Genomic DNA, 22,048 nt, shown 5'->3' on the forward strand with positions numbered 1-22,048 from the left:
TGGCGCAGCAGTTGGCCAAGGGGTATCGGTCAGGCGTTAAATGCCGCTGAGGGCACCGTGCGCTGCCCCGGACCGGACGGTGCCGAGCGGCGCGTGGGGCAAGCCCCACGCACAGGTTTTGCACCGCCCTGCCGCTGGCAGGTCGGCGCGGCGGGGGGACCGGTCCCCCCGAGAGGGCGCCTTTGCGGGCAAAGACGCCCTCCCCCCCTGAGGTTTTCTGAAACAGAGAAGGGGCGGCGTCAGGGCAGGACGAACCGGAAGGCGCGTTTCAGTTCCGAGGTGCCGTCGCGGTCATACCATCGACCGTGGGCCAAGATGACCCGCTCGGGGCCCCAGCCGATCATGGTTTCGACGTCCGTGCGAAGCTGGTCGTGGTGGCCCCGGAAGGTCGCGCGCATGTCGCGGGGCATCTTGCCGTCCGGGTCGGCCACGCCCACGAGCGGGACGATCAGGCGGAACCACCACGGGAGTTTCGCAGGCTCGAAGTTTTCGATGAGGTCGGTGAGGATCAGTGTGCGCGAGGCGCGGTGGAAGAAGACCGCTTCACGGTGCACGCTGCTGCCGCGCACGATCATCTGGTCGATCTCGCCGGCCCAGTCCGGGGGCGGCGTCCGGGTCAGGAGGTTATCGTAATCGGCGAAGGCGCCATGCTTGCGCGCGCGGTCCGCGACGCCTGGTGCCGCCCATGTTCGGGCCTTGGGGAACCGGGCCTTCCAGTCGCCGACATAGGCATAGTGAATCCAGTTCGGCGCGACGAGGTGCCGGACCGGTCCCAGCGCCGCGACCTGAGCGGCGAGATCCTCGGAGAGGCGGGTCGGGGAATGCACCCACAGATCGCCATTGGCCAGCCGCAGGATGGTCGCGCGGGTCGAGAACGGCATGCCGTAGAAGCGGACCGCGGGGCCGTCGACGATCCACGCTTCATCCGCGACGGGTTTGGGGGTGTCGAGCGGTTCGTAACCGGTGTCAGTCAAGGAGCATTAGGCTCACATCTTCCCCGCTCGCCCGCGGGTCCGGGTAGTTTCTGAGGTAGTCGGTCATCCGCCAGCGCAGGAGAAAATCCTTGTCGTAGACCAGATACGCGACCCCGGCGGCTTCGGCCACCATGCGAACCTGATATTCGTACTGGTCTTCGCGCCCGTTGGTGTCGATCATCACGACGCCGGGCGCCTTTCCGGTCAGGTGCGCCGCGAACAAGGCCTGATGCAGGCTGTCGGTGGAGGATCGTTTGTCCAGTCCGACTTCATACACCGTCATTTCGGTCTCGCAGTCCACCACGACGTAGTGCAGGTCGTAGGCCGCGCTGTAAGGATGACGGACCTCGGCTTCGCCGCCAAGGATCAGGCTACATAGAATTGCGGCCAGTTCCAGTTCACCCATAATCGCCTCCTCAGACGAAAATGGGGGTTCGGCGGTCTCGTGTTAACCTTTTGTTAACACTTTTTTAACCTTTCAGACGCCGACGCCCGCTTCGCGGATGAGCTGCACGCCGTCGATCAGCCAGCCCTTGTCGGTGGCGAACATCTTGTAGTCGAGCACGTGATAAGTGCCGGAACCGTCACGCACGAGCACCTTCTGCCACATCGACCCGTTGATATCGCGCAGCTCCAGAAATTCGGTCGAGGTCTGCTTCCAGACCATCGGGTAGCCGGTTTCGACCATATGTCCGAACAGTTTGGGGGTGCGGAACATCCGTTGGATCATGGGCGAGGCGTAGGACCACGCGGTATCGACATCTTCGGCGCGAAAGGCATCGAGTTGGCTCGCGATCACACCCTGAATGGCGCCTTCATCCGTCTCCTCGGCCGTGGTGGCGTGGGGAAGGATCGTGGCCAGAGTCATCGCGAGGACGAGTAGAATCTGTTTCATCTGATGTACTCCCTGATACCCAACATACGTTGACGGCGCGTCAATGGTTTCATCGCCGACCGCCTTTTTTGCAAGCGCGCAAAGGGTCCGGGAACCGAAGCCGCCGGTTTCCGTTGTGATTACAAGGACGTGATGGGTGGCGACGAATTGTCCCGTCGAAGATTTTTTGTGCCGCACTAACTTTTGCAGCAGATAAAGGTTTACTGGCGCCCATCCGCGTGCGCCGCGATCAGGGGAGCATCTCATGCTTGGTTCATTCGACGCCGTCCTGCTGGCCCGCATCCAGTTCGCCTTCACGGTGTCGTTCCACTTCCTGTTTCCGGCCTTCACCATCGGCCTTGCCTCGTTCCTCGCGGTTCTGAATGCGGCGTGGCTTTGGACGAAGAACCGGAAATACCTCGACCTGTTTCGCTACTGGGTGAAAATCTTCGCGCTGGCCTTCGCCATGGGCGTCGTCTCCGGCATCGTCATGTCCTACCAGTTCGGAACCAACTGGAGCGTGTTTTCCGACAAGGCCGGCCCCGTCATCGGCGCGCCGATGGCCTATGAGGTGCTGTCGGCCTTTTTCCTCGAAGCGGGTTTCCTCGGCATCATGCTGTTCGGGCGCGACCGCGTGGGACCGGGGCTGCACATGGCGGCGACCGCGATGGTCGCGTTCGGCACGTTCCTGTCGGCGTTCTGGATTCTGTCGGTGAACTCGTGGATGCACACGCCCGCGGGCTTCTCCATCGACCCCGAGACGCAACAATTCGTGCCGGAGGATTTCTGGCAGATCATCTTCAACCCGTCCTTCCCCTATCGCCTCGCCCATACGGTGACGGCGGCCTATCTGACCACCGCCTTCATCGTCGGCGGGGTCGGCGCGTGGCACCTTCTGCGCCGCCGCCGCAGGGGCGAAAAGACGAGCGCGGCGACCAAGCAGATGTTTTCCATGGCGATGTGGATGGCGGCCATCGTCGCGCCGATCCAGATTTTCCTCGGCGACATGCACGGGCTGAACACGCTGGAGCATCAGCCCGCCAAGGTCATGGCGATGGAGGGGCACTATGAAAGCCATCCCGAGGGCGCACCGCTCTACCTCTTCGGCATCCCGAACGACGAAGAACAGCGGCTGGACTATGCCATCGGCATTCCCAAACTGTCGTCGCTGATCCTCAAGCACGACCTGAACGCGCCGCTCGACGGGCTGGACACCATTCCCGACGACGAACAACCCCCGGTGGGGATCGTTTTCTGGTCGTTCCGCATCATGGTCGCGCTCGGCTTCGCGATGCTGGGGATCGGGCTGTGGTCGCTCTGGGCGCGCTGGCGTGGCGGGCTGTTCACGATGCCATGGCTGCACCGGGCCGCCGTGCTCATGGCCCCGTCCGGGCTGATCGCCGTGCTGGCGGGTTGGATCACGACCGAGGTCGGGCGCCAACCCTATACCGTCTATGGTCTCTTGCGCACGGTCGACAGCGCCGCGCCACTCGATGCGCCCGCCGTCGGTGCCTCGCTCGTCGCCTTCATCGTGATCTATTTCACCGTTTTCGGCGCCGGCACCTTCTATATCCTGCGGCTGATGTCGCGCCCGCCTGCCGATCACGAGCCGTCTTACAAGACGACCGTTGACGGCCCCACCCGTGCGGCGGGCATCACGCCCGCGCCCGAAGACCCGAAGGCAGGAGAGTGACATGCCCATCGTATCCGACATTTCCTTCGACCTGACGACGATCTGGGCCTTCATCATCGCCTTCGCCGTACTGGTCTACGTGGTGCTCGACGGGTTCGATCTGGGCATCGGCATCCTGTTCGCGGCGGAGCGGGAACGCGACGACCGGGACGTGATGATGAACTCGGTCGCGCCGGTGTGGGATGGCAACGAAACCTGGCTGGTGCTGGGCGGCGGCGGGCTGTTCGCGGCCTTTCCGCTGGCCTATTCCATCGCCCTGCCCGCGCTTTACGCGCCGCTCATCGCCATGCTTCTGGCCCTCGTGTTCCGGGGCGTCGCGTTCGAGTTTCGTTGGAAGGCCAAGACCGGCCGATGGCTGTGGGATTACGCCTTCATCGCCGGATCGACCCTCGCCGCGTTCGCGCAGGGGGTCGCGCTCGGCGCGCTCCTGCAAGGCGTCGAGGTGAACGAGGCGCAGCGCGCCTATGCGGGCGGCTGGTGGGACTGGCTCTCGCCCTTCTCGATCTTCGTCGGCATCGCCGTGGTCGTCGGTTACATGCTGCTGGGGGCCACGTGGCTGGTGATGAAGACCTCCGGCCCGTTGCAGGAGCGGATGCGGACACGCGCATGGCACCTCGGCATCGCGACGGTGATCTTCATCGGCTCGGTGTCGATCTGGTCGCCGATGTTGCAGGACGGCTATTTCGCCCGCTGGTTCGAAGGCTGGCATGTGCTCTGGGCCGTCGCGGTCGCCGCCGTCGTGCTGGCGCTGGCGTGGTTCCTGTTCCGCGCGCTGCATGTCCACCGCCACGACCACTGGCCGTTCCTGTCGGCGCTCGGCCTGTTCGTGGTCAGTTTCATCGGCCTTGGCCTGACGATGTATCCCTACATCATCCCGACCGAGATCACGATCTACGAGGCCGCCGCCCCGCGCGCGAGCCAGATCTTCATGCTGGTCGGCGCGGGCGTGCTGATCCCGGTCATTCTGGGCTACACGGCCTATGCCTACTACGTGTTCCGGGGGAAAATCGACGTGGACACCGGGTATCACTGATGCGGGACGCGCCTGATACGAAACACCGGAAAGGCAAACAGCTTCTGTGGTTCGTCGCGATCTACGGGATGAGCGTGGCGGCCATCGGCGCAGTCGCATGGGTCATACGTTTGTGGATCGTGTGACCGCGCGAACGCCCTCTGGCTTGACGTCTTATTAGGCACGAAAACCCATCGGGGGTCGCCCCTGTCGCGCCATTGGTCCGCGCGGCAATGGCGACGGGGCGGCGCCCCAGAAAAGGTCGTCCCGAGCTCGGCCCGGGACGAAAGATCAACCGACGAGATCGCCCGCCAGTGCCTTGTCAATCAGCGCAACGGTTTCATCGACCCCGTAGAGCGCGATGAACGAGCCGAAGCGCGGACCCTGATCGGCTCCCAGCAGCACCTGATACAGCGCCTTGAACCAGTCGCGCATCGGGTCGAAGCGTTCGCGGCCACAGGCGAAGACTTCGCCCTGAAGCCCTTCCGCATCGTTACCGCCCTCCCACGCCGCCAGACGGTCGCGCAGGTCGGTGAGCGCCTCGCGCTCAAGATCGGTCGGCAGGCGGTAGGATTTGGTGGGAGCCACGAAATCCTCGTAATACTTGATCGCGTAGCCCGCAGCGGCGTCGAGGTCCGGGTGCGACTCCGGCGTCGCGTCGGGTGCGTAGTTCCGGATGAAGCCCCAGAGCACCGACTTGTCATGCGCCGAGGCTACGGACGCGAGGTTCAGGAGCATCGAATAGTTCACCACCATCTTGCTCTCCGGCACGTTGCCGGAATGGATGTGGTAGACCGGGTTCGCAAGCTGCTGCTCGGGCGTCTGGGTCGGATAGGCCTGCAACTGCTGGTGATATTCGTCCATCGCGCGCGGGATCACGTCGAAGAACATGCGCTTCGCGGTCTTGGGCTTCTGGTACATGAAATACGACAGGCTCTCGGTCGAGGCATAGGTCAGCCATTCGTCGATCGACAGCCCGTTGCCCTTGGACTTGGAGATCTTCTCGCCCTTGTCGTCGAGGAACAGCTCATAGGTGAAATGCTCCGGCGCCCGGCCACCCAGCGCACGGCAGATGCCGTCATAGATCGGCGTGTTGGACGAGTGGTCCTTGCCATACATCTCGAAATCGACGCCCAGCGCGGCCCAGCGCGCCCCGAAATCGGGCTTCCACTGAAGCTTCACGTTGCCGCCCGTGACCGGCAGCGTCCATTCGCGGCCATCCTCGTCGTCGAAGGTGATCGTGCCGTCCTCGGCGTTCACCTCCTTCAGCGGCACATAAAGCACCCGCCCCGTTTCCGGGTGGATCGGCAGGAAGATGGAATAGGTCTGCTGACGTTCCTCACGGAGCGATTTCAGCATGATTTCCATGAGCTTGTCGTAATTCTTCGCCGCCGCCAGAAGCGTCTCGTCGAAGGCGCCGGACTTGTAGAACTCGGTCGCGGAATAGAACTCGTACTCGAACCCGAAGGTGTCGAGGAACCGGCGCAACATCGCGTTGTTGTGGTGACCGAAGCTTTCGAACTCCTCGAACGGGTCCGGCACGACGGTCAGCGGCTGTTGCAGATGTTCGCGCAGCATCTCCTGGTTCGGGACGTTCTCGGGCACCTTGCGCATCCCGTCCATGTCGTCGGAGAAGCAGAAAAGCCGCGTCGGGATGTCGCTGATGACCTCGAACGCATGGCGGATCATGGTGGTGCGCGCCACCTCACCGAAGGTGCCGATATGCGGCAGACCGCTTGGCCCGTACCCCGTCTCGAACAGCACGTATCCCTTTTCGGGCGGCTGTTTTTCATAGCGTTTCGCGAGCCGGCGCGCCTCTTCGAAGGGCCAGGCTTTGGAGTTCATCGCGACGTCACGCAAGTCAGACATGGTTCGGGTTCCGGTCTCTGTCGGGCGGGCGCACCCATGCGCCCGTGAAAGCGTCTACCTATTGAACGGGATGATCCGGGTCAATATTCTGCAACGCAACAATAAAGACAAAGGAGGCCCCCCGTGCCCGACCTGCCCCATGCCCTGACGCCCGAAGACTGCCTGATCGCCGTGATGATGACGGTGTCGCTGTCCGACGGTCAAATCCGCACCTCGGAATTGCTGCGGATCGAGGAAATCGTCGACCACCTTCCGGTCTTCGCGAGTTACGACGCCGACCGGATCAAGCAAGTCAGCCAGACCGTGTTCGATCTGATGAGCGAAGAGGACGGTCTGGATGCCCTGTTCGGATTAGTGCGTGAGAACCTGCCCGCCCACCTTTGGGAAACCGCCTATGCCATGGCCTGCGACGTCGCGGCGGCCGATGCGGTCATGCGCGAGGGGGAGCTGCGGCTGCTCGAAGAAATCCGCTATGAGCTGAACATCGACCGGCTCCACGCCGCCGCCATCGAACGCGGGGCGCGGGCGCGGCACATGACGCTTTAGGCCGGGGATGGGCGCACCCGACCCGGCCCGGGAAACTTCGCCCCTGTCGGGCGTGGCGCTGCCCCTCGCGGTGCTCGCCGTCTCGGTCATCGGCGCGGGGGCGATCCTTCTGTGGCCCGAGGACGACCCGGCCCCGGCGGTCGCCCCCTTTGAGGCGGCGCGCGACTGCGATGCGGCGGAGCAGGTTCAGTTCGAGGGCAAGGTCTTTTGCCCCGGCACGCCCATCGAGGTCTTCAAATACGCGGGGATCGACACGGTGGCGCATGACGGCGCCACCTATCGCATCGTGGTCGATGCAGGCCGGACCGGAACGATACTGGGTCACGCCCCCTCGCCCGTGAACGGAACGCCGTCGGTCGCACGCATCCTGTGGGACGCGCAGGAATGGCCGCTGGAGGACGGTGGCACGGCCATGCTGCCCGCTTTCGAGGAAACCACCCACGCCGACCACCTGCGCCTACGCCGCTGACCCATGTGCGCAGGCCACGGCTGGCATGTGCGAAATTGCCCGTGGCACTTCGCGGCGTTTGGTGAAACCGTAACGCGACCCGACCGCACCTGAGGTCGCACGAGAAAGGACACGCCATGCTTCAAGACTTCGAGATCACGAAACGCTGGCCCGCCGAAGACCCGTCGAAGATCCAGCTTTATTCGCTGCCCACGCCGAATGGGATCAAGGTTTCGGCCATGCTCGAGGAAACCGGCCTGCCCTATGAGCCGCACCTCGTGAACATCATGGAAGACGACCAGTTCACGCCTGAATTTCTGTCGCTCAACCCCAACAACAAGATCCCGGCGATCATCGACCCGGACGGTCCGGGCGGCAAACCGCTGGGGCTGTTCGAAACCGGGGCGATCCTGATCTACCTGGCGGAAAAGACCGGGCTTTTCCTGTCCAGCGACCCGGCGGAGAAATACGAAACGATCCAGTGGCTCATGTGGCAGATGGGCGGCGTCGGCCCGATGTTCGGGCAATTCGGCTTTTTCCATGCCTTCGGCGGCAAGGACATCGAAGACCCGCGCCCGCGCGACCGCTACATCGGCGAGTCGAAACGGCTGCTGGGGGTGCTCGACAAGCGCCTCACGGGCCGCGATTTCATCATGGGCGAGGCCTATACCATCGCCGACATTGCGGTCTGGCCCTGGGTGCGCGGCCTTTCCTCTGCCTACAAGGCCGACGACGTTCTGGAGCTGGGCAGCTTCGAAAACGTGGTGCGGTGGCGCGCGGCCTGCCTGTCGCGGCCGGCCAGCGAAAAGGCCATCAACATCCCGGCCCGCACCTGAGGCGACCGAACGGTGCGGGCGGCGGGGCCGCCCGCGCAGGTCTTGCACGGCCCCGGCTTGCGCCGGGTCCGCGCGGCAGGGGGGCCAGCCCCCCTGAGCGACTTTGCAGGGCAAAGCCGCTCCGCCCCCCGAGGTTTTCGGAAACGAAGAAGATCAGACGCCGTAGACCGTCATCCACCGGTTGATGAGCTGCTGCTGAAGCCAGCGCGAGCGACCGGCCCAGCCGCGCCCGCCATCGGGGCGTTCGCGTTCGGCGCGGGTCAGGGCCGCGCGGCGATCCATGTCGTTGGTGAAGATGGCGAAGCACAGCACGTTGCCGTCGGCGGCGGTCACGTAGCCCGCGAGGGTCGAGACGAAGTTGAGCGTTCCGGTCTTGGCGAAGATCGAATGCGCGGCGTGTTCGTTGTATTTGCCCTCGTCGTCCTTCACCGCGACCTCTTTCAGGTGCTGGTGCAGGACACCACCGGGCTTGGCGGTCTGCAACATGCGCACCATGTCCTGCGTCGACACCACCCCGGTATCGGACAGGCCGGAATGGTCGGTGAAGGCCGCCGCGCGCGCCCCCATCGAGGTGCGCATCCAGTCGCTCATCGCCGCACCGGAATCGGCCAGCGAGGTGACCGGGACGCCGCGCGCACGGGTGGCGGCGAGACCCACGGCCTCGGCGGTGATGTTTGTCGAGTAAAGCAGCATGTCGCGCACGATGGTCGACAAGTCCTGCGAGGCATGGCTGACGATCGCCGTGCCGGTCGGTGCCGCGTCGCGCACCGTCGCCGTGGGCAGGGTCACGCCGTGGACGCGGGCCAGCGCCTGAAACACTTCGCCCGCGTAAAGGTCGGGGCGGCGCACCGGAAGCCAGCGGGACCCGCCATTGCCGAGCGCGCCCTTCGCCACCGTCCATTCGTCGATGCCCGTGGTGCCGCTGGCATAGGTGTAGACGGGCAGACCGCGGTCCACGACCTTCATCCTGGCGGTGGTGACACGGGGGCGATAGCGGTCCGAGCGCGCGTCCATTTCGACGGTGTAGCCGCTGTCGGACCGGGTCCACTGGAAATGCACACGATTGAAGTTGAGGTTCAGGCCCGACACGGCGGGGTTGTAGCCCAGATGGTCCGGCTGCGACGGGTCGATGGATTTCACGTAAGGCAGGGCACCGGCATAGACCTGAAACGCGCCGGTGATGCCGGTGACGCCCAGCGCCTTTAGCTTCTGCGCCATACCAGCGAGCGCGTTGGTGTCCAGCGTCGGATCGCCGCCGCCCGCAAGGATCAGGTCGCCCTGCACCTTGCCGTCCTTGATCCCACCGGTGGCGAAGAGGCGCGTTTCGAACACGTGGTCCAGACCGAGCGAGTCGAAGGCGTAGAGCGCGGTCACCGATTTGGCGACGCTGGCCGGCGGCATGGCGACGGCGGCATTGCGCTGTTCGAGGATCAGGCCGGTCTTCGCGTCGGACACGACGAAGCCGATCTTTCCGTTCAGATTGGCCTGTTTGACGAGGTCGTCGACGGCCGGCGCGGTGATCGTCGGGCGCGCGGGCGGGACCACCACGCCCGCATCGGCACGCGGCATCGGGCGGATCGACGTCAACGGCGCTTCGGCCACGGCCGCGGTCCCGACCGCAGCCATGGCGCCGGTTAGAAAACTGCGCCGTGTGTAACCCCCTGACATGGGTGCGAGTAAAGCCAAACCTCCGGTCCCCGACAAGTGCGATTCCGGAAACAATAGATGCGGAGTCTTGGTTAATTGCGGGTTTCTGCCGGTCACATTCGCGGGAGTTCGCCGGTCACGCGCTCAATCGGACCATTCCCCGCGGGCGCGAATCTCGGACGATGAATGCGGGCGCATCGGGACGTTGACGAGGGTCCAGGCCGGCGGGTCCATGTGGATGATCCGGCGGGCATGGCGGCCGGGCACGCGGTGGTCGCGAAACGTCTGGGCGGCGGGCGACATGCGCGCCGCGACGCGCTGCCCCGGTCTTGCGATCACGGCGACCGGGAGCGCGCCCATGATCCAGTCCCAGTTCTCCCACCTGTGGAACTGGGCGAGATTGTCGGCCCCCATCAGCCAGACGAACCGGACCTTGGGATAAAGATCGAAAAGCCGGCCCAGCGTTTCGGCCGTATACCGCGTGCCGAGCTTCGCCTCGATGTCCGTGATCGTGACTCGAGGGTGCTGCATGACCTGACGCGCCCGTTCGAGCCGCGCGTCCATCGCGCGGGGCCCCTTGGCTTTCAACGGGTTGCCGGGGCTGACCAGCCACCAGACCTCGTCCAGCCCAAGCCGTTTGATCGCCTCGCGGGTGATATGGGCATGGCCTTCATGGGCCGGATCGAAGGATCCGCCCAAAAGCCCGATCACGCGCCCGGGCCGTCCCTGTGGCAAGTCAAAACGCATCGCGCCTGATTGACCCGGAGGCAGGCCGGGTGTCAACGGCGTTTGCAAAGGGCGGCTTGACGGTCGCTTATTTGTCTGACCAATGTCAGCTATATTTCCTGACCCGAGTCCGAGACCATGCAGCCCACCGACATCGACCGCATCCGCCGCTTTCACCGGACCGTCACCCGCGAAACCGGGGTGATGGATCAGAGCTTTCTCAGCCGGGGACGTCCGCTTGGCGCGGCGCGGGTTCTGAACGCGATCGGGCGCGGCATGGAGGACGTGGGCGCGATCCGCGATTACCTCGGCCTCGATTCCGGGCTGATGAGCCGCCTGTTGCGCAGCCTTGAGGACGAGGGGCTGGTCGAAACCCACCCGGCCCCGCAGGATGCCCGACGCCGTGTCGCGCGCCTGACGCACGAGGGTCGCGCGGAATTCGAGGCCTACGAAGACCTGTCGAACACGCGGGCGCAGCGCCTGCTGGATCATCACCCGAACCGGGCGGACCTGCTTGCGGCGATGGACCTGATCGCCTCGGCCCTCGGCCAGCACGCGGTCGAATTCGTCGAGGCCGACCCCCGCGACCCGACGTCGGTCTGGTGCCTGTCCGAGTATTTCGCGGAACTGTCGCGCCGGTTCGAGCGCGGGTTCGAGGTGCATCTGTCGCGCGACCCCGAAGCGACCGACATGATCGCACCGAAAGGCGCGTTCTTCGTCGCCATGTCGGACGGGCTTCCCATCGGTTGCGGCGGGCTCAAGGGCCACGACGGCACATGGGGCGAGGTCAAACGGCTCTGGGTTTCGCCTGCCGCGCGGGGCCTGAAGCTCGCCACGCGGCTGATGGAGGTGATCGAGGCCCGCGCGCGCGATCTGGGAATGGGCGTGCTCCGGCTCGACACCAACAGCCAGTTGCCCGAGGCGGTCGCGATGTATCGTCGGCTGGGGTGGACCGAGATCGAACGGTTCAACGACGACCCCTACCCCGACGTGTTCTTCGAAAAACGCCTCTGACCCCGGCTCTGACGAAAGATTGACGCGGGCGTCGGCCCCGCACGCTTGACCGGATTTTGCACCGGGGCCATGCTTTTCGGCAAAAACATACAGGCGTGCAGATATGACGAAGCAACCGATCCTGGCGGCGGTGCGGGCCGCGACTTTGGGCTTGCTGACCGCGTTCGCGGGTCCGGCCCAAGCGGCCGATCCGGGCCGCGTTCACATCATGGACGGGCTGGCCGACCCCGAAGTCGTCCGCGACGGCGACCGTTACCTTCTGACCGGAACCTGGGCGCCGGGGCGCAACAATTCGCTGAAGATCTGGCAGTCATCGGACCTCACGAATTTCCGCGAACTGACCCATTACCAACCGACGAAAATCGACCCTGACCACGGATATTGCCGGATCTGGGCGCCCGATATCTCGGTCGATGGCGACCAGCTCGTCCTGTCGTTTTCGGCGATGCAATATCCCAAGGGCGGTACCTGCCCCCCGATCGCCAAGGCCCCCAGCAATCAGCAAGTGACCACGTGGGTCGCCACCTCCCCCCGCCGCAACGTGAGCTTCGGCGTGCCGAAACCGATCAACGCGGGCACCAAACTGCCCCGGTCGTTCAAAAGCAGCGCCTGCCCGCCCGAAGGCTGCAACCGGGCGATCCGCATCGACAGCTCGGTCTATGACCACATGGGCGGCGACTGGTTTTTCTACACGTGGTTCACGCGCGGCAACAACATCGCGGCCTTTCCGATGAGCCGCCCCGACGCGGTCTACAACATCCTCACGCCGTTCTCGAACTACGACAATCCGTTCTCGAGCGTCGATTACGAGGAGTCGATCAACGAGGCACCCGACGTCATCTCGCACAACGGGCTGGACTACCTGATCTACAGCCGCGGCAATGCGCATTTCGCCTATGGGCTGAGTTATCTGGTGGCGAACGGCCCCGGCAACTTCTCGAAGGCGCGCGGGGTGCGCAGCCTGTCGACGCCCGTCTTCGCGGAAACCGGCCCCGGCTGCACCAACAAGGGGATGCGGTGGAACTACCGCCGCGAACCGCTCCTTGAAAACCTCGGGCACAGCGCGGCGGTCGAGATGGGCGGGCGGTATTTCATCTTCTACCACGTCGGCGAATGGACGGGCGAGAACTGCACCGGCTTCAAGCGCAACACCTATCGACAGGCCCTTACCTTCAAGCCCGACGGCACGCTGGAAAGCCTGACCGACCTGTTCCTCGTCTGGCCACGGCAGGAGGGGCACAGCTACTCCATCGACGTGCGGCTGAAGAATGGGCGTTGGATCGCGCCCTGCGTCGGTGCCAGCACGCTGGGCCAGACCCCATCCTACCGCTTCACGGGCGCCTGCCCGACGGCGAGCGGCAAGGACCGCCGCGTCCACAAGTCCGAGATCGCCGAGGTGAAGCTGGTGATGTCGAGCGACGGAAACTGGGGCGACGGCAAGGGCGAAAGCGCGCGAAAGGTCGCCTATTCGGGCGGCGACTACCTGTATCTCGGCCCGCCCGCCGAGGACGCCGTGTCGATCACATGGACCGAAACGGGGCGCCGGGGCGAGGATTTCTCGCTCGACGTCATGCTGAAGAACGGTCGTGTCGTCGCAGGCTGCTTCGGCCCCGGCGATCTGGGCCATGCCGACGCCGTGCGCTTTGCCGGCACCTGCCGCGACAACGCCCGCTCCCGCATCGCCCTGAACCAGATCGCCGGATTCCGCGTCTGCTCCTCCGCCGCGTGGATGGGCGCGGTGCGCCAGAACGACATCTGCGTGCGCGAAGCCTATCGCCCCGGACAACAGCGGGTGCATGTGGACATGGGCGGAGGCTGAGGCGCGCGCGCCCTTCCCCGACACGCGAACCGTCCGAGCGGCGACGATCCGGCTGTAACGCTGCGACCAAAGGTCCGAGTTGAATTTCGGGCCGTTCATAAGTTATATTTTAATTACTTCCGCGCGAACGTTGAACCGAGAGGAGCATCGTATGTCCATGAAACACTGGGCCGTCGCGGCCATGTTCGCCACCCTGCCGCTTGCCGCAACCGGGCAGGACACCACCGCCGGGCAGGAGGAATACATGGTGGCCTGCGCCATCTGCCACGGGGAATCCGGCAAGGGCGACGGCCCCTTCGCATCGGTCCTGAACCTGAGCGTTCCGGGGCTGACGGGCCTCGCCGCCGCAAATGACGGCGTGTTTCCCTATCTCGAAACCTTCATGGTGATCGACGGACGCACCGGTGTGCGCGGCCATAGCGGCCCGATGCCGATCTGGGGCGACCGCTTCACCGCGACCGCATCGGACCTCGGCCCGATCAGCGCGGAAATCATCGCGCGCGGGCGGATCGCTGTCCTGACGGATTACATCGAGAGCATTCAGGACTGACGCGGCCCGACACCGCCCGACCCCGACGGGCCGGGCGGTCAGCGCATTACATCAGCGTTCTCCGGTCCATGTCCGGCGGCATCCGGCTGGGCCGGGCGGCCGGAGGCAACCCCACGTCGCGGTGCAGATACTCCGGCACGGACCGTGTCAGCCGCGCGGGCGGGCGCTGGCGGGCGGGCAGGATGGCAAGGACGATCCGGCCCAGCCGGATCACGCGCCGCGGGCCCGGGCGCAGGGTGGTATTGGTGACGTAGACCATCGGTCTCTCCTTGGGTCAGGAGGGACGCCTGCACACGTAACCTGTTGGATAAGAAACAAAAAAGGCCGCGTTTGCAGGCGGCCTCCGGTTGCAAAAGATCATGCGAACGCCGCGCTAGGGGGTCGAACCCCGCTGGAGATATGCTCGGCAAAACTTCGACATGATCGTCTCCTTCTCGCACCGGACCATCCGGTGCGCCCCTATCCTTAGCCCCGCCCGCCCGTTCGGCAAAGCAAAACCTGACCCCGTGTCATGACTTATCGCAATGTTGCCCATCGACAACTCGGATGCAGGCTGTTGCCCCTGCCCCGCGCGGGGATTATCTAGGCCCAAACCCAAATTCCACGAGGGCATCATGGCCAGCTATCAATACGTCTACCACATGGACGGCGTTTCCAAGACCTACCCGGGCGGCAAGAAGTGTTTCGAGAACATCCGCCTGTCGTTCCTGCCGGGCGTCAAGATCGGCGTCGTGGGCGTGAACGGCGCGGGTAAGTCGACGCTGATGCGGATCATGGCCGGGCAGGACAAGGATTTCACCGGCGAGGCTTGGGCGGCCGATGGCGCCAAGGTCGGCTACCTCAGCCAAGAGCCGGAACTGGACGATGGCCTGACGGTGCGTGAAAACGTCATGCTGGGCGTGAAGGCCAAGAAGGACATCCTCGACCGCTACAACGAACTCGCCATGAACTACTCGGACGAAACTGCCGAGGAGATGGCCGAGCTTCAGGACACCATCGACGCCCAGAACCTGTGGGATCTGGACGCGCAGGTCGACGTGTCGATGGAGGCGCTGCGCTGCCCCCCGGACGATGCCGATGTCTCGTCGCTCTCGGGCGGGGAACGCCGCCGCGTCGCGCTGTGCAAGCTGCTGCTCGAAGCGCCCGACATGCTGCTCCTCGACGAACCGACCAACCACCTCGACGCGGAAACCATCGCGTGGCTCCAGCAGCACCTGATCGACTACAAGGGCACGATCCTGATCGTGACCCACGACCGCTATTTCCTCGACGACATCACCGGCTGGATTCTGGAACTCGACCGGGGCCGCGGCATTCCCTACGAGGGGAACTATTCCGCGTGGCTCGAGCAGAAAGCCAAGCGGCTGGAGCAAGAAGCGCGTGAGGACAAATCGCGCCAGAAGACGCTGCAACGCGAACTGGAATGGATGCGGCAGGGCGCGAAGGCCCGCCAGTCCAAGCAGAAGGCACGGATCGACCGCTATAACGAACTGGCCGACCAGTCCGAGCGTGAAAAGATCACGAACGCCCAGATCGTCATCCCGCGCGGCCCGCGCCTCGGCTCCAAGGTGATCGAGGTCGAGGGGCTGAAAAAGGCGATGGGCGACAAGCTGTTGATCGAAGACCTGTCGTTCTCGCTCCCCCCCGGCGGCATCGTCGGCGTGATCGGTCCGAACGGCGCCGGTAAATCGACGCTGTTCAAGATGCTCACCGGGCAGGAACAGCCCGACGCAGGGTCGATCGAATTCGGCGACACTGTGGATTTGGCTTACGTCGACCAGTCGCGCGACGCGCTGGATGCGAACAAGACGGTGTGGGAAGAGATTTCGGGCGGGGCCGAGGTGATCGACCTTGGCGACGCCCAGATGAACTCCCGCGCCTATTGCGGCGCCTTCAACTTCAAGGGCGGCGACCAGCAGAAGAAGGTCGGGCTTCTGTCAGGCGGTGAGCGCAACCGGGTTCACATGGCGAAGCTGTTGAAATCGGGCGGCAACGTCATCCTCCTCGACGAACCGACCAACGATCTGGACGTCGAGACGCTGCGCGCGCTCGAAGACGCGCTGGTCGATTTCGCAGGCTGCGCCGTTGTCATCTCCCACGACCGCTTCTTCCTCGACCGTATCTGCACGCATATTCTGGCGTTCGAGGGCGAGGCGCATGTGGAGTGGTTCGAAGGCAACTTCGAGGACTACGAAGAGGACAAGAAGCGCCGGTTGGGACCGGATGCGCTTGAGCCGAAGCGGTTGAAGTATAAGAAGTTTTCGCGGTGACGTAGGGTGGGTGCCAACCCACCGCGCTCGTAAAAAACCCCGCCACCTTCGCAAGGTTTAGGGTCTTGGCGGGATGGCGCCCGGTCTCGGTGGGACAGCACCCGACATTGGTGGGTTGGCACCCACCCAACGGGCCATCAACAAGGGTCTGATGGTCGCGATGGATGGACGAAAAGGGCCAATGCACCGGGTCTGAGACCAAACCGTGTTTCACAGGGTTTTCCCGAATGTAGCGAAGATGGTTGGCGAGGTCCGCGTCGTCCCGGATCGTATGCTCCCAGAACCGCCGTTGCCAGATGCCGACCTCGCCCTTGCGAGATTTACTCGGCGAAACCCGTAGGGTGGGTGCCAACCCACCATCGTCTCCACCATCGCCTCCAACATCATCCCCACGATCCGCCCCTCGAATGACAGCCTTCGAGAAGTGCGCTTTGATTTTCTTCCAACGGGTCGAAAAGTCACTATTGCCCTCAGGCAACGTCCATATGGCGTGCAGATGGTCGGGCAGGACCACAATCGCCTCGGTCCGAAAGGGATGCTGCCGCCCCACGAACCCGTAGGCCGCCCGAAGGTCACCGATCCGATCGACGAGCAAGGTCGAACGCCGATCAGCAAGGTTGACCGAGAAGAAGAATGTGCCACCCGGGCGCTTGATACGACGATAGTTGGACATACCGTCGATCTTCGCGGAGAGTTGGTTTGTTTAGGGTTATCATAAGGTGGCATGGTGGGTTGGCACCCACCCTACCCCAACATCTCATCCGCCTTGGCGTAATGCCCTTCGTCCAGCCGGTTCCCGAACGACCTAAGCGCCGCCAGGATCACCACGAGATCGTCCGTGAACCCCACACCCGCCAAGAAGTCTGGCACCGCGTCCACCGGCATCACCAGATAGGCCAGTGGCGCGACCAGCGCGGCGCGGGTCAGGATCGGCACGTTCGGGTCGAGCATGGCGTAATAGGCCGCCGCCGCGTCGCGCACGAAGGGGATGCGTTTGCCGAAGCGGCGCACCTTGGCCGCGAAGCCCTCGCGCACTAGCCGCTCCTGCGCGCCTGCGTCCATGCCGTTCAGATGGTCTGCGTAGCTCCGGTCCATCGGCGCCTCCCTCCCGGCCCCCAAACGGGACCGTCCCTTTCATATATGGACTGTCGGCGGAAACGCCAAATTCAGGGCGCGGTGGTGGCCGCCCGTGCCTTGTCGCGCCCGCGCAGCCAGCCGCGCACAAGACGGCTCGCCGGTTTCTCGATCCAGTGGAACGAGATCACCGACCAGACCGCCGCGATCACAAGCGTGACCACGACGTAGCCAAGAAAATCGCCGGGGCCAGCCATGGGCAGGCGGCTCCACAGGATGAAGACCGCCGTGATGACGAAGGGATGCGACAGGTAGAGCGAATAGGAGGCATCCCCCACCCGCTCCATCACCGCCAGCGCACGCGGGTTGCGCGGGGCGGGTGCCAGCGCGAAACTCGCCACGATCAGAAGCGCAGGGAGGCCCAAGATCAGCACCCGGTTCGCGTTGGTCTGCATCGGTCCGGTCACATAGGCCACGACGAGCCCCGCGAGGATCAGCGCCCATGTCGCGGCGCGCGGCAGGCGGATACCCCGGAAGAACACATGGGCCAGCACCATGCCCGCGCCGAATTCGAGGATGATCGGGTTGGCCCAGAAGCCCATCGGGGCGGCCCCGAACGCGCCCGCCATCCAAAGCCCGGCCAAAAGGACGAGCACGCCCAAGGTCACCTCATGCGCGCGCTTGCGGGTCAGGAACAGCGCGACGGCGAAGATCGCGTAGAAGAACATCTCGTAATTCAGGGTCCAGCCGAGTTTCAGCACGGGCCGGACGCCCTCCCCGACCCCCGGAATGAAGAGATATGAGAACACCGTCTGCCGGGCGTCCAGCTCCGCCGAGTCGAAGACCGAGGGGACGAGGATCAGGGGGATCAGCATGAGCGTCGTATAGATCCAGTAGGTCGGCACGACCCGCGCGATCCGGTTGGCGAGGAAGGTGCCCGCATAGCCCGCCCGCGCCTTTTCCGACTGGCTGACATAGACCATGATGAAGCCCGAGATGATGAAGAACACGTCGACACCGATCTGGAACGGAAACAGGTCGGACGCGCCGCGCAGGGCGCTTTCGGGGGGCACCAGTTTGCGCGCCTCGGCCAGCGTGTGCCCGAGAGCGACCAGAAGGGCCGCGACGGCGCGGGCGTATTGCAGCGTTACAAGTTTGCGATCGTCATGCGCCACGGCAATACATCCCTGAAATCGGTCGGTCCCGGGAAGATTGTCACCGCGATGTGGGGGGACCGCAAGGGGTGGCTCAGACTTCTTCCACCTTGACCCCGAGAACGCCCGCGACGTATCGGCCGAACAGGTCCGAGAAGCGTTCGATGTCGCTCTCGCTCCAGTCCGAGAACATCTCGACCATGTGGGTCCAGCGCAGATCGCGGACGGTTTCGAACGCGCCTTTGCCCTTTGCGGTCAGGAGCAACACGGATTTGCGCCCGTCGTCCTGTGCGGCGGCGCGCTGGACGAAGCTGCGCGCGATCAGTTCGCTCGCGATCCGGCTGGCGCGGGAGGGGTCGATGGCCATTTCCTCGGCCAATAGGCCCACGGTCGGCTCCTGCGCGCGGTCGCGCCCGACCCCGTGGGTGATCCGCATCACCGCCATCAGCCCCTGAAACAGCGAGGGTTCGAGGTCGAGGTCGGTTTTGGCAAGCAGGCGTCCGGTCAATTCGCCCTTCGCCAGCTTGCGATGCCACTGGAACATCGCCGCGTCCAGCTCCATCAGCGCCTGCTTGGCGGGCTCCGACAGGGACGAGGCCGCGAGCGGCGGCGCGATGGGGAAGGGTTTGAACGGCGTCTTGGGCATAGCCCGCATATGCCGCGCATCGGCGCACAGGTCAAGAAGTTGCTTCGCACATTTATGTGCTATTGACACATAATAGGCCCGCGCCCTATGTGGAGGGCCAAAGCGACAGGACTCAGATTATGACGAGCACAGATTCCGCTGCATCCGACAGCCCCGCCCCCGCCGACCGCCACATGGCTTATGATGCCGGACGCATCCGGCTCATCATCATATCCATCGGGCTTTTGCTGTTCCTCGCGGCGCTCGACCAGACCATCGTGTCCACCGCGCTGCCGACCATCGTGGCCGATCTCGGCGGGCTGGAGCATCTGTCGTGGGTGGTCACCGCCTATATCCTCGCCTCGACCATCGCCGCGCCGCTTTACGGAAAGCTGGGCGACCTTTACGGGCGCCGAAACATCGTTTTCGTATCGGTCGGGCTGTTCCTGCTCGGCTCGGCGCTGGCGGGTGCGGCGCAAAGCATGGTGTGGCTTATCGGCTCGCGCGCCGTGCAGGGGCTTGGCGGCGGCGGGTTGTTCGTGCTGGCCCTCAGCGTCATCGGCGATGTGATCCCGCCCAAGGACCGGGGCAAGACCCAAGGCGTGTTCGCCGCGACCTTTTCCATCGCCTCGGTGATCGGGCCGCTGATCGGCGGCTGGTTCGTCGAGCAGTTCTCGTGGCATTGGATCTTCTACATCAACCTGCCCATCGGCCTTGCCGCGGTCGTCGGCTTCGCCACCGCGTTCAAGCCGACCGGCGTGCGCACCAAACACGTCATCGACTGGGGCGGCGCGGCGGCCCTTTCGGTCACGCTGGCCTCCATCACGCTCGCGACCTCGCTGGGCGGCTCGACCTTCGCATGGGACAGCCCGCAGATTCTGGGCCTCGCGGTGCTCGCCGTCGCCGCCGGTATCCTGTTCGTCTGGGTCGAAAACCGCTCGGCCGAGCCGCTGCTGCCGCTGGGGCTGTTCCGGATCAACGTGTTCTGGGTGACGTCCTTCATGTCCGCGATCACCGGCGCGGCGATGTTCGGTGGGATCACGTTCCTTCCGATCTACCTTCAGATCGCCAAGGGCCTGACGCCCACGCAATCGGGCCTCATGTTGATACCGATGACGGCGGGCATCCTGTTGTCCTCCATGATGTCGGGCCGGTTCATGGGCAAAACCGGGCGATACCGCGTGCTGCCAATGCTGGGCATGGGGTCGCTGGCCTTCGGGTTCCTGCTCCTGACCGGGCTGGACGCCGACACGCCGATCTGGGGCTTTGCCGCGCGGCTTGTGTTCGTGGGCCTTGGCCTTGGCGCGATTTTCCCGGTCCTGACGACCGCCGCCCAGAACGCGGTGTCGCGCGAGCAATTGGGCACCGCCACCGCGTCTGGCCTGATGTTCCGGCAGGTCGGCGGATCGGTCGCTGTGGCGGGCTTCGGCGCCCTCTTCGCGACGACGCTGGCCGACAAGATCGGAAGCGCCGGGGCCGCGATGGGCGGGGCGGTCGGGCTGGAGCTTGGCCCGCAGACCCTGCGCGGACTGCCGGAGGATGTGAAGGCGATGATCGGCGAGGCGGTATCCTCGGCCATCCATCCGATTTTCCTGATCGCCGCCGGGCTTGCCGTCCTCGGGTTCCTGTTCGCGCTGGTGCTCGAAGAAATCAAACTCGCCAACCGCATGGTTCCGCAGGGCGAGTGAGGCTTGCCGCCGCGCACGTTACGTGAATGATGCCGGGTATGGACCTAGACGCTCGATACCCGGCATTGAACGACCTGCGCGACCGTGCGCGCAGACGCATCCCCTATTTCGCGTGGGAGTACCTCGACAGCGCCACGGGGGACGAAGCGGTGCCGCGCCGCAACCGGGCTGCGCTGGATGCGGTGACGTTTCACCCCGCCATCCTTGCGGGCGACGTGGCCCCGGACCTGTCCACGACCTTTCTCGGGCGCGACTACCCCCTGCCCTTCGGGATCGCGCCCGTCGGCATGTCGGGCCTGTTCTGGCCGGGGGCCGAGATGCTGCTGGCCGATGTGGCCCGCGGGCGCGGCATTCCCTATTCGCTGTCCACCGTCGCCGCCCAACCGCCCGAGGCGCTGGCGCCCCATATCGGTGACAACGGCTGGTTCCAGCTTTACACGCCGCGCGACAAGACGATCCTCGCGGACATCCTCAAGCGCGTAAAGGCCGCGGGCTTTCACACGCTCGTCGTCACGGCGGACGTTCCCGCCGCCTCGCGCCGCGAACGGCAGGTGCGCGGCGGCGTGACCAGCCCGCCCCGGATCACCCCCCGGCTTCTCAGCCATGTCGCGACCTGCCCGGCCTGGGCGCTCGGCACGCTGAAGCACGGGATGCCGCGCCTCAGGCTGATGGAGAGTTATGCCAAAGCCGAAGCCGGCACCTCGTCCACGGGTCATGTCGGATACCAGCTTCGCACCAATCCCGACTGGGATTATCTCGCGGGCCTGCGCGAGACGTGGGACGGGCCGATCATCGTCAAGGGTGTGACCGATCCCGAGGTCGCGCCGAAGCTGGCCGATGCGGGCGTCGATGCGATCTGGCTGTCGAACCACGCGGGGCGCCAGTTCGACGGCGCGCCCGCCGCCCTACCCGCGCTGCCCGCGATCCGCGCGGCCCTGCCCGACATGCCGCTGATCTACGACGGCGGCGTGAACTCCGGCCTCGATGTCGCCCGCGCCATCGCGATGGGCGCGGATTTCGTGATGCTGGGCAAGGCGTGGCACTGGGGGCTGGGCGCGTTCGGGGCCGCGGGGGCCGATCACGTCGCGCATATTCTCAAGGCCGACCTCGCCTCGGTCATGGCGCAGATCGGCGCGGCCAGACTGGCCGACCTGCCGACCCGATTGGGCCGGGCGATACCGTAATTCGATCACCCGGCCCCGCGCCGGATCGTCTTGCGCCGCGATGCA

22 protein-coding genes and 1 pseudogene are annotated in these 22,048 nt (G+C 65.0%); 12 read left to right on the forward strand and 11 right to left on the reverse strand.

What is annotated here, in order from left to right; genetic code table 11:
• Positions 1-239: 239 nt before the first annotated feature.
• From FCT00_RS18230 to FCT00_RS18240, 3 genes are all read right to left on the reverse strand, one after another.
• Positions 240-974: a DUF4336 domain-containing protein gene (locus tag FCT00_RS18230; RefSeq protein WP_138424145.1), complete on the reverse strand. Its 735-nt coding sequence runs from the start codon at positions 972-974 to the stop codon at positions 240-242.
• Positions 967-1,380 carry a hypothetical protein gene (locus FCT00_RS18235; RefSeq protein ID WP_235889178.1) on the reverse strand — a complete coding sequence of 138 codons (414 nt, stop codon included), beginning with the start codon at positions 1,378-1,380 and terminating at the stop codon, positions 967-969. Before FCT00_RS18235 ends, FCT00_RS18230 begins: the two co-directional genes overlap by 8 nt.
• A 72-nt stretch (positions 1,381-1,452) precedes the next feature.
• On the reverse strand, positions 1,453-1,869 hold the full coding sequence (locus FCT00_RS18240; protein WP_008329702.1) for a DUF4864 domain-containing protein: 417 nt from the start codon (positions 1,867-1,869) through the stop codon (positions 1,453-1,455).
• Positions 1,870-2,113: 244 nt separating this feature from the next.
• Here FCT00_RS18240 and FCT00_RS18245 point away from each other — a divergent pair, with 244 nt between their 5' ends.
• Genes FCT00_RS18245 through FCT00_RS18255 form a run of 3 tightly spaced genes read left to right on the forward strand, consistent with a single transcriptional unit; the run spans position 2,114 to position 4,699 of the window.
• Positions 2,114-3,541 (forward strand): cytochrome ubiquinol oxidase subunit I, encoded by a 1,428-nt coding sequence (locus tag FCT00_RS18245; protein WP_008329700.1) that lies wholly within the window; start codon positions 2,114-2,116, stop codon positions 3,539-3,541.
• Between the two features lies 1 nt (position 3,542).
• Positions 3,543-4,574: a cytochrome d ubiquinol oxidase subunit II gene (gene cydB / locus FCT00_RS18250; protein WP_008329698.1), complete on the forward strand. Its 1,032-nt coding sequence runs from the start codon at positions 3,543-3,545 to the stop codon at positions 4,572-4,574.
• Entirely contained in the window at positions 4,574-4,699 is a 126-nt protein-coding gene (locus FCT00_RS18255) for a DUF2474 family protein (protein WP_138424147.1), read from the forward strand. Before cydB ends, FCT00_RS18255 begins: the two co-directional genes overlap by 1 nt.
• 145 nt (positions 4,700-4,844) lie before the next feature.
• Here the strand turns inward: FCT00_RS18255 and FCT00_RS18260 are convergent, their stop codons facing one another.
• Positions 4,845-6,422 (reverse strand): lysine--tRNA ligase, encoded by a 1,578-nt coding sequence (locus tag FCT00_RS18260; protein ID WP_138424148.1) that lies wholly within the window; start codon positions 6,420-6,422, stop codon positions 4,845-4,847.
• A 123-nt stretch (positions 6,423-6,545) separates the two neighbouring features.
• Here FCT00_RS18260 and FCT00_RS18265 point away from each other — a divergent pair, with 123 nt between their 5' ends.
• The 3 genes from FCT00_RS18265 to FCT00_RS18275 all read left to right on the forward strand — a co-directional run bounded on the left by FCT00_RS18265 (position 6,546) and on the right by FCT00_RS18275 (position 8,252).
• A complete protein-coding gene (locus tag FCT00_RS18265) occupies positions 6,546-6,968 on the forward strand; it encodes a tellurite resistance TerB family protein (RefSeq protein ID WP_138424149.1) in 423 nt (140 codons plus the stop codon).
• 7 nt (positions 6,969-6,975) lie between these two features.
• Positions 6,976-7,437 (forward strand): hypothetical protein, encoded by a 462-nt coding sequence (locus FCT00_RS18270; RefSeq protein WP_138424150.1) that lies wholly within the window; start codon positions 6,976-6,978, stop codon positions 7,435-7,437.
• A gap of 116 nt (positions 7,438-7,553) precedes the next feature.
• Entirely contained in the window at positions 7,554-8,252 is a 699-nt protein-coding gene (locus FCT00_RS18275; protein ID WP_138424151.1) for a glutathione S-transferase N-terminal domain-containing protein, read from the forward strand.
• 153 nt (positions 8,253-8,405) lie between these two features.
• Here the strand turns inward: FCT00_RS18275 and dacB are convergent, their stop codons facing one another.
• Both dacB and FCT00_RS18285 read right to left on the reverse strand, forming a co-directional pair.
• Complete coding sequence (gene dacB / locus FCT00_RS18280; protein WP_138424152.1) at positions 8,406-9,878, reverse strand: D-alanyl-D-alanine carboxypeptidase/D-alanyl-D-alanine endopeptidase; 1,473 nt, start codon at positions 9,876-9,878, stop codon at positions 8,406-8,408.
• Between the two features lie 165 nt (positions 9,879-10,043).
• Complete coding sequence (locus FCT00_RS18285) at positions 10,044-10,646, reverse strand: nicotinate-nucleotide adenylyltransferase (protein WP_138424153.1); 603 nt, start codon at positions 10,644-10,646, stop codon at positions 10,044-10,046.
• Between the two features lie 117 nt (positions 10,647-10,763).
• On the opposite strand from FCT00_RS18285, the gene FCT00_RS18290 reads away from it, so the two are divergent.
• The 3 genes from FCT00_RS18290 to FCT00_RS18300 all read left to right on the forward strand — a co-directional run bounded on the left by FCT00_RS18290 (position 10,764) and on the right by FCT00_RS18300 (position 14,008).
• Positions 10,764-11,639, forward strand: coding sequence for a bifunctional helix-turn-helix transcriptional regulator/GNAT family N-acetyltransferase (locus FCT00_RS18290; RefSeq protein ID WP_138424154.1), 876 nt, complete (start codon positions 10,764-10,766; stop codon positions 11,637-11,639).
• 103 nt (positions 11,640-11,742) lie between these two features.
• Positions 11,743-13,458: a family 43 glycosylhydrolase gene (locus FCT00_RS18295; RefSeq protein ID WP_138424155.1), complete on the forward strand. Its 1,716-nt coding sequence runs from the start codon at positions 11,743-11,745 to the stop codon at positions 13,456-13,458.
• Positions 13,459-13,609: 151 nt separating this feature from the next.
• Positions 13,610-14,008: a c-type cytochrome gene (locus tag FCT00_RS18300; RefSeq protein ID WP_138424156.1), complete on the forward strand. Its 399-nt coding sequence runs from the start codon at positions 13,610-13,612 to the stop codon at positions 14,006-14,008.
• Between the two features lie 46 nt (positions 14,009-14,054).
• Here FCT00_RS18300 and FCT00_RS18305 read toward each other — a convergent pair whose 3' ends face one another.
• Positions 14,055-14,267, reverse strand: a complete 213-nt coding sequence (locus FCT00_RS18305; protein WP_008329680.1) for a hypothetical protein — start codon at positions 14,265-14,267, stop codon at positions 14,055-14,057.
• A gap of 355 nt (positions 14,268-14,622) precedes the next feature.
• Here FCT00_RS18305 and ettA point away from each other — a divergent pair, with 355 nt between their 5' ends.
• The gene (gene ettA, locus FCT00_RS18310) at positions 14,623-16,278 is read left to right on the forward strand and encodes an energy-dependent translational throttle protein EttA (RefSeq protein ID WP_138424157.1); all 1,656 of its coding nucleotides are present in this window, start codon (positions 14,623-14,625) and stop codon (positions 16,276-16,278) included.
• A 229-nt stretch (positions 16,279-16,507) separates the two neighbouring features.
• Here the strand turns inward: ettA and FCT00_RS21845 are convergent.
• The 4 genes and pseudogenes from FCT00_RS21845 to FCT00_RS18330 form a co-directional block, all read right to left on the reverse strand.
• A pseudogene (locus FCT00_RS21845) lies at positions 16,508-16,951 on the reverse strand (REP-associated tyrosine transposase); the annotation flags it as partial.
• A 71-nt stretch (positions 16,952-17,022) separates the two neighbouring features.
• Positions 17,023-17,373 (reverse strand): YkvA family protein, encoded by a 351-nt coding sequence (locus FCT00_RS18320; protein WP_138424158.1) that lies wholly within the window; start codon positions 17,371-17,373, stop codon positions 17,023-17,025.
• A gap of 71 nt (positions 17,374-17,444) precedes the next feature.
• Positions 17,445-18,527 (reverse strand): acyltransferase family protein, encoded by a 1,083-nt coding sequence (locus FCT00_RS18325; protein WP_171043040.1) that lies wholly within the window; start codon positions 18,525-18,527, stop codon positions 17,445-17,447.
• Between the two features lie 73 nt (positions 18,528-18,600).
• A complete protein-coding gene (locus tag FCT00_RS18330) occupies positions 18,601-19,152 on the reverse strand; it encodes a MarR family winged helix-turn-helix transcriptional regulator (RefSeq protein ID WP_138424160.1) in 552 nt (183 codons plus the stop codon).
• A gap of 119 nt (positions 19,153-19,271) precedes the next feature.
• Between FCT00_RS18330 and FCT00_RS18335 the strand changes: the two genes are divergently transcribed.
• Positions 19,272-20,819: an MDR family MFS transporter gene (locus FCT00_RS18335; RefSeq protein WP_235889181.1), complete on the forward strand. Its 1,548-nt coding sequence runs from the start codon at positions 19,272-19,274 to the stop codon at positions 20,817-20,819.
• Between the two features lie 38 nt (positions 20,820-20,857).
• Positions 20,858-22,003: an alpha-hydroxy acid oxidase gene (locus FCT00_RS18340; RefSeq protein WP_171043041.1), complete on the forward strand. Its 1,146-nt coding sequence runs from the start codon at positions 20,858-20,860 to the stop codon at positions 22,001-22,003.
• Positions 22,004-22,048: the final 45 nt, after the last annotated feature.

It is taken from the genome of Maritimibacter alexandrii, assembly GCF_005871115.1.
GTDB classification, from domain to species: domain Bacteria; phylum Pseudomonadota; class Alphaproteobacteria; order Rhodobacterales; family Rhodobacteraceae; genus Maritimibacter; species Maritimibacter alkaliphilus.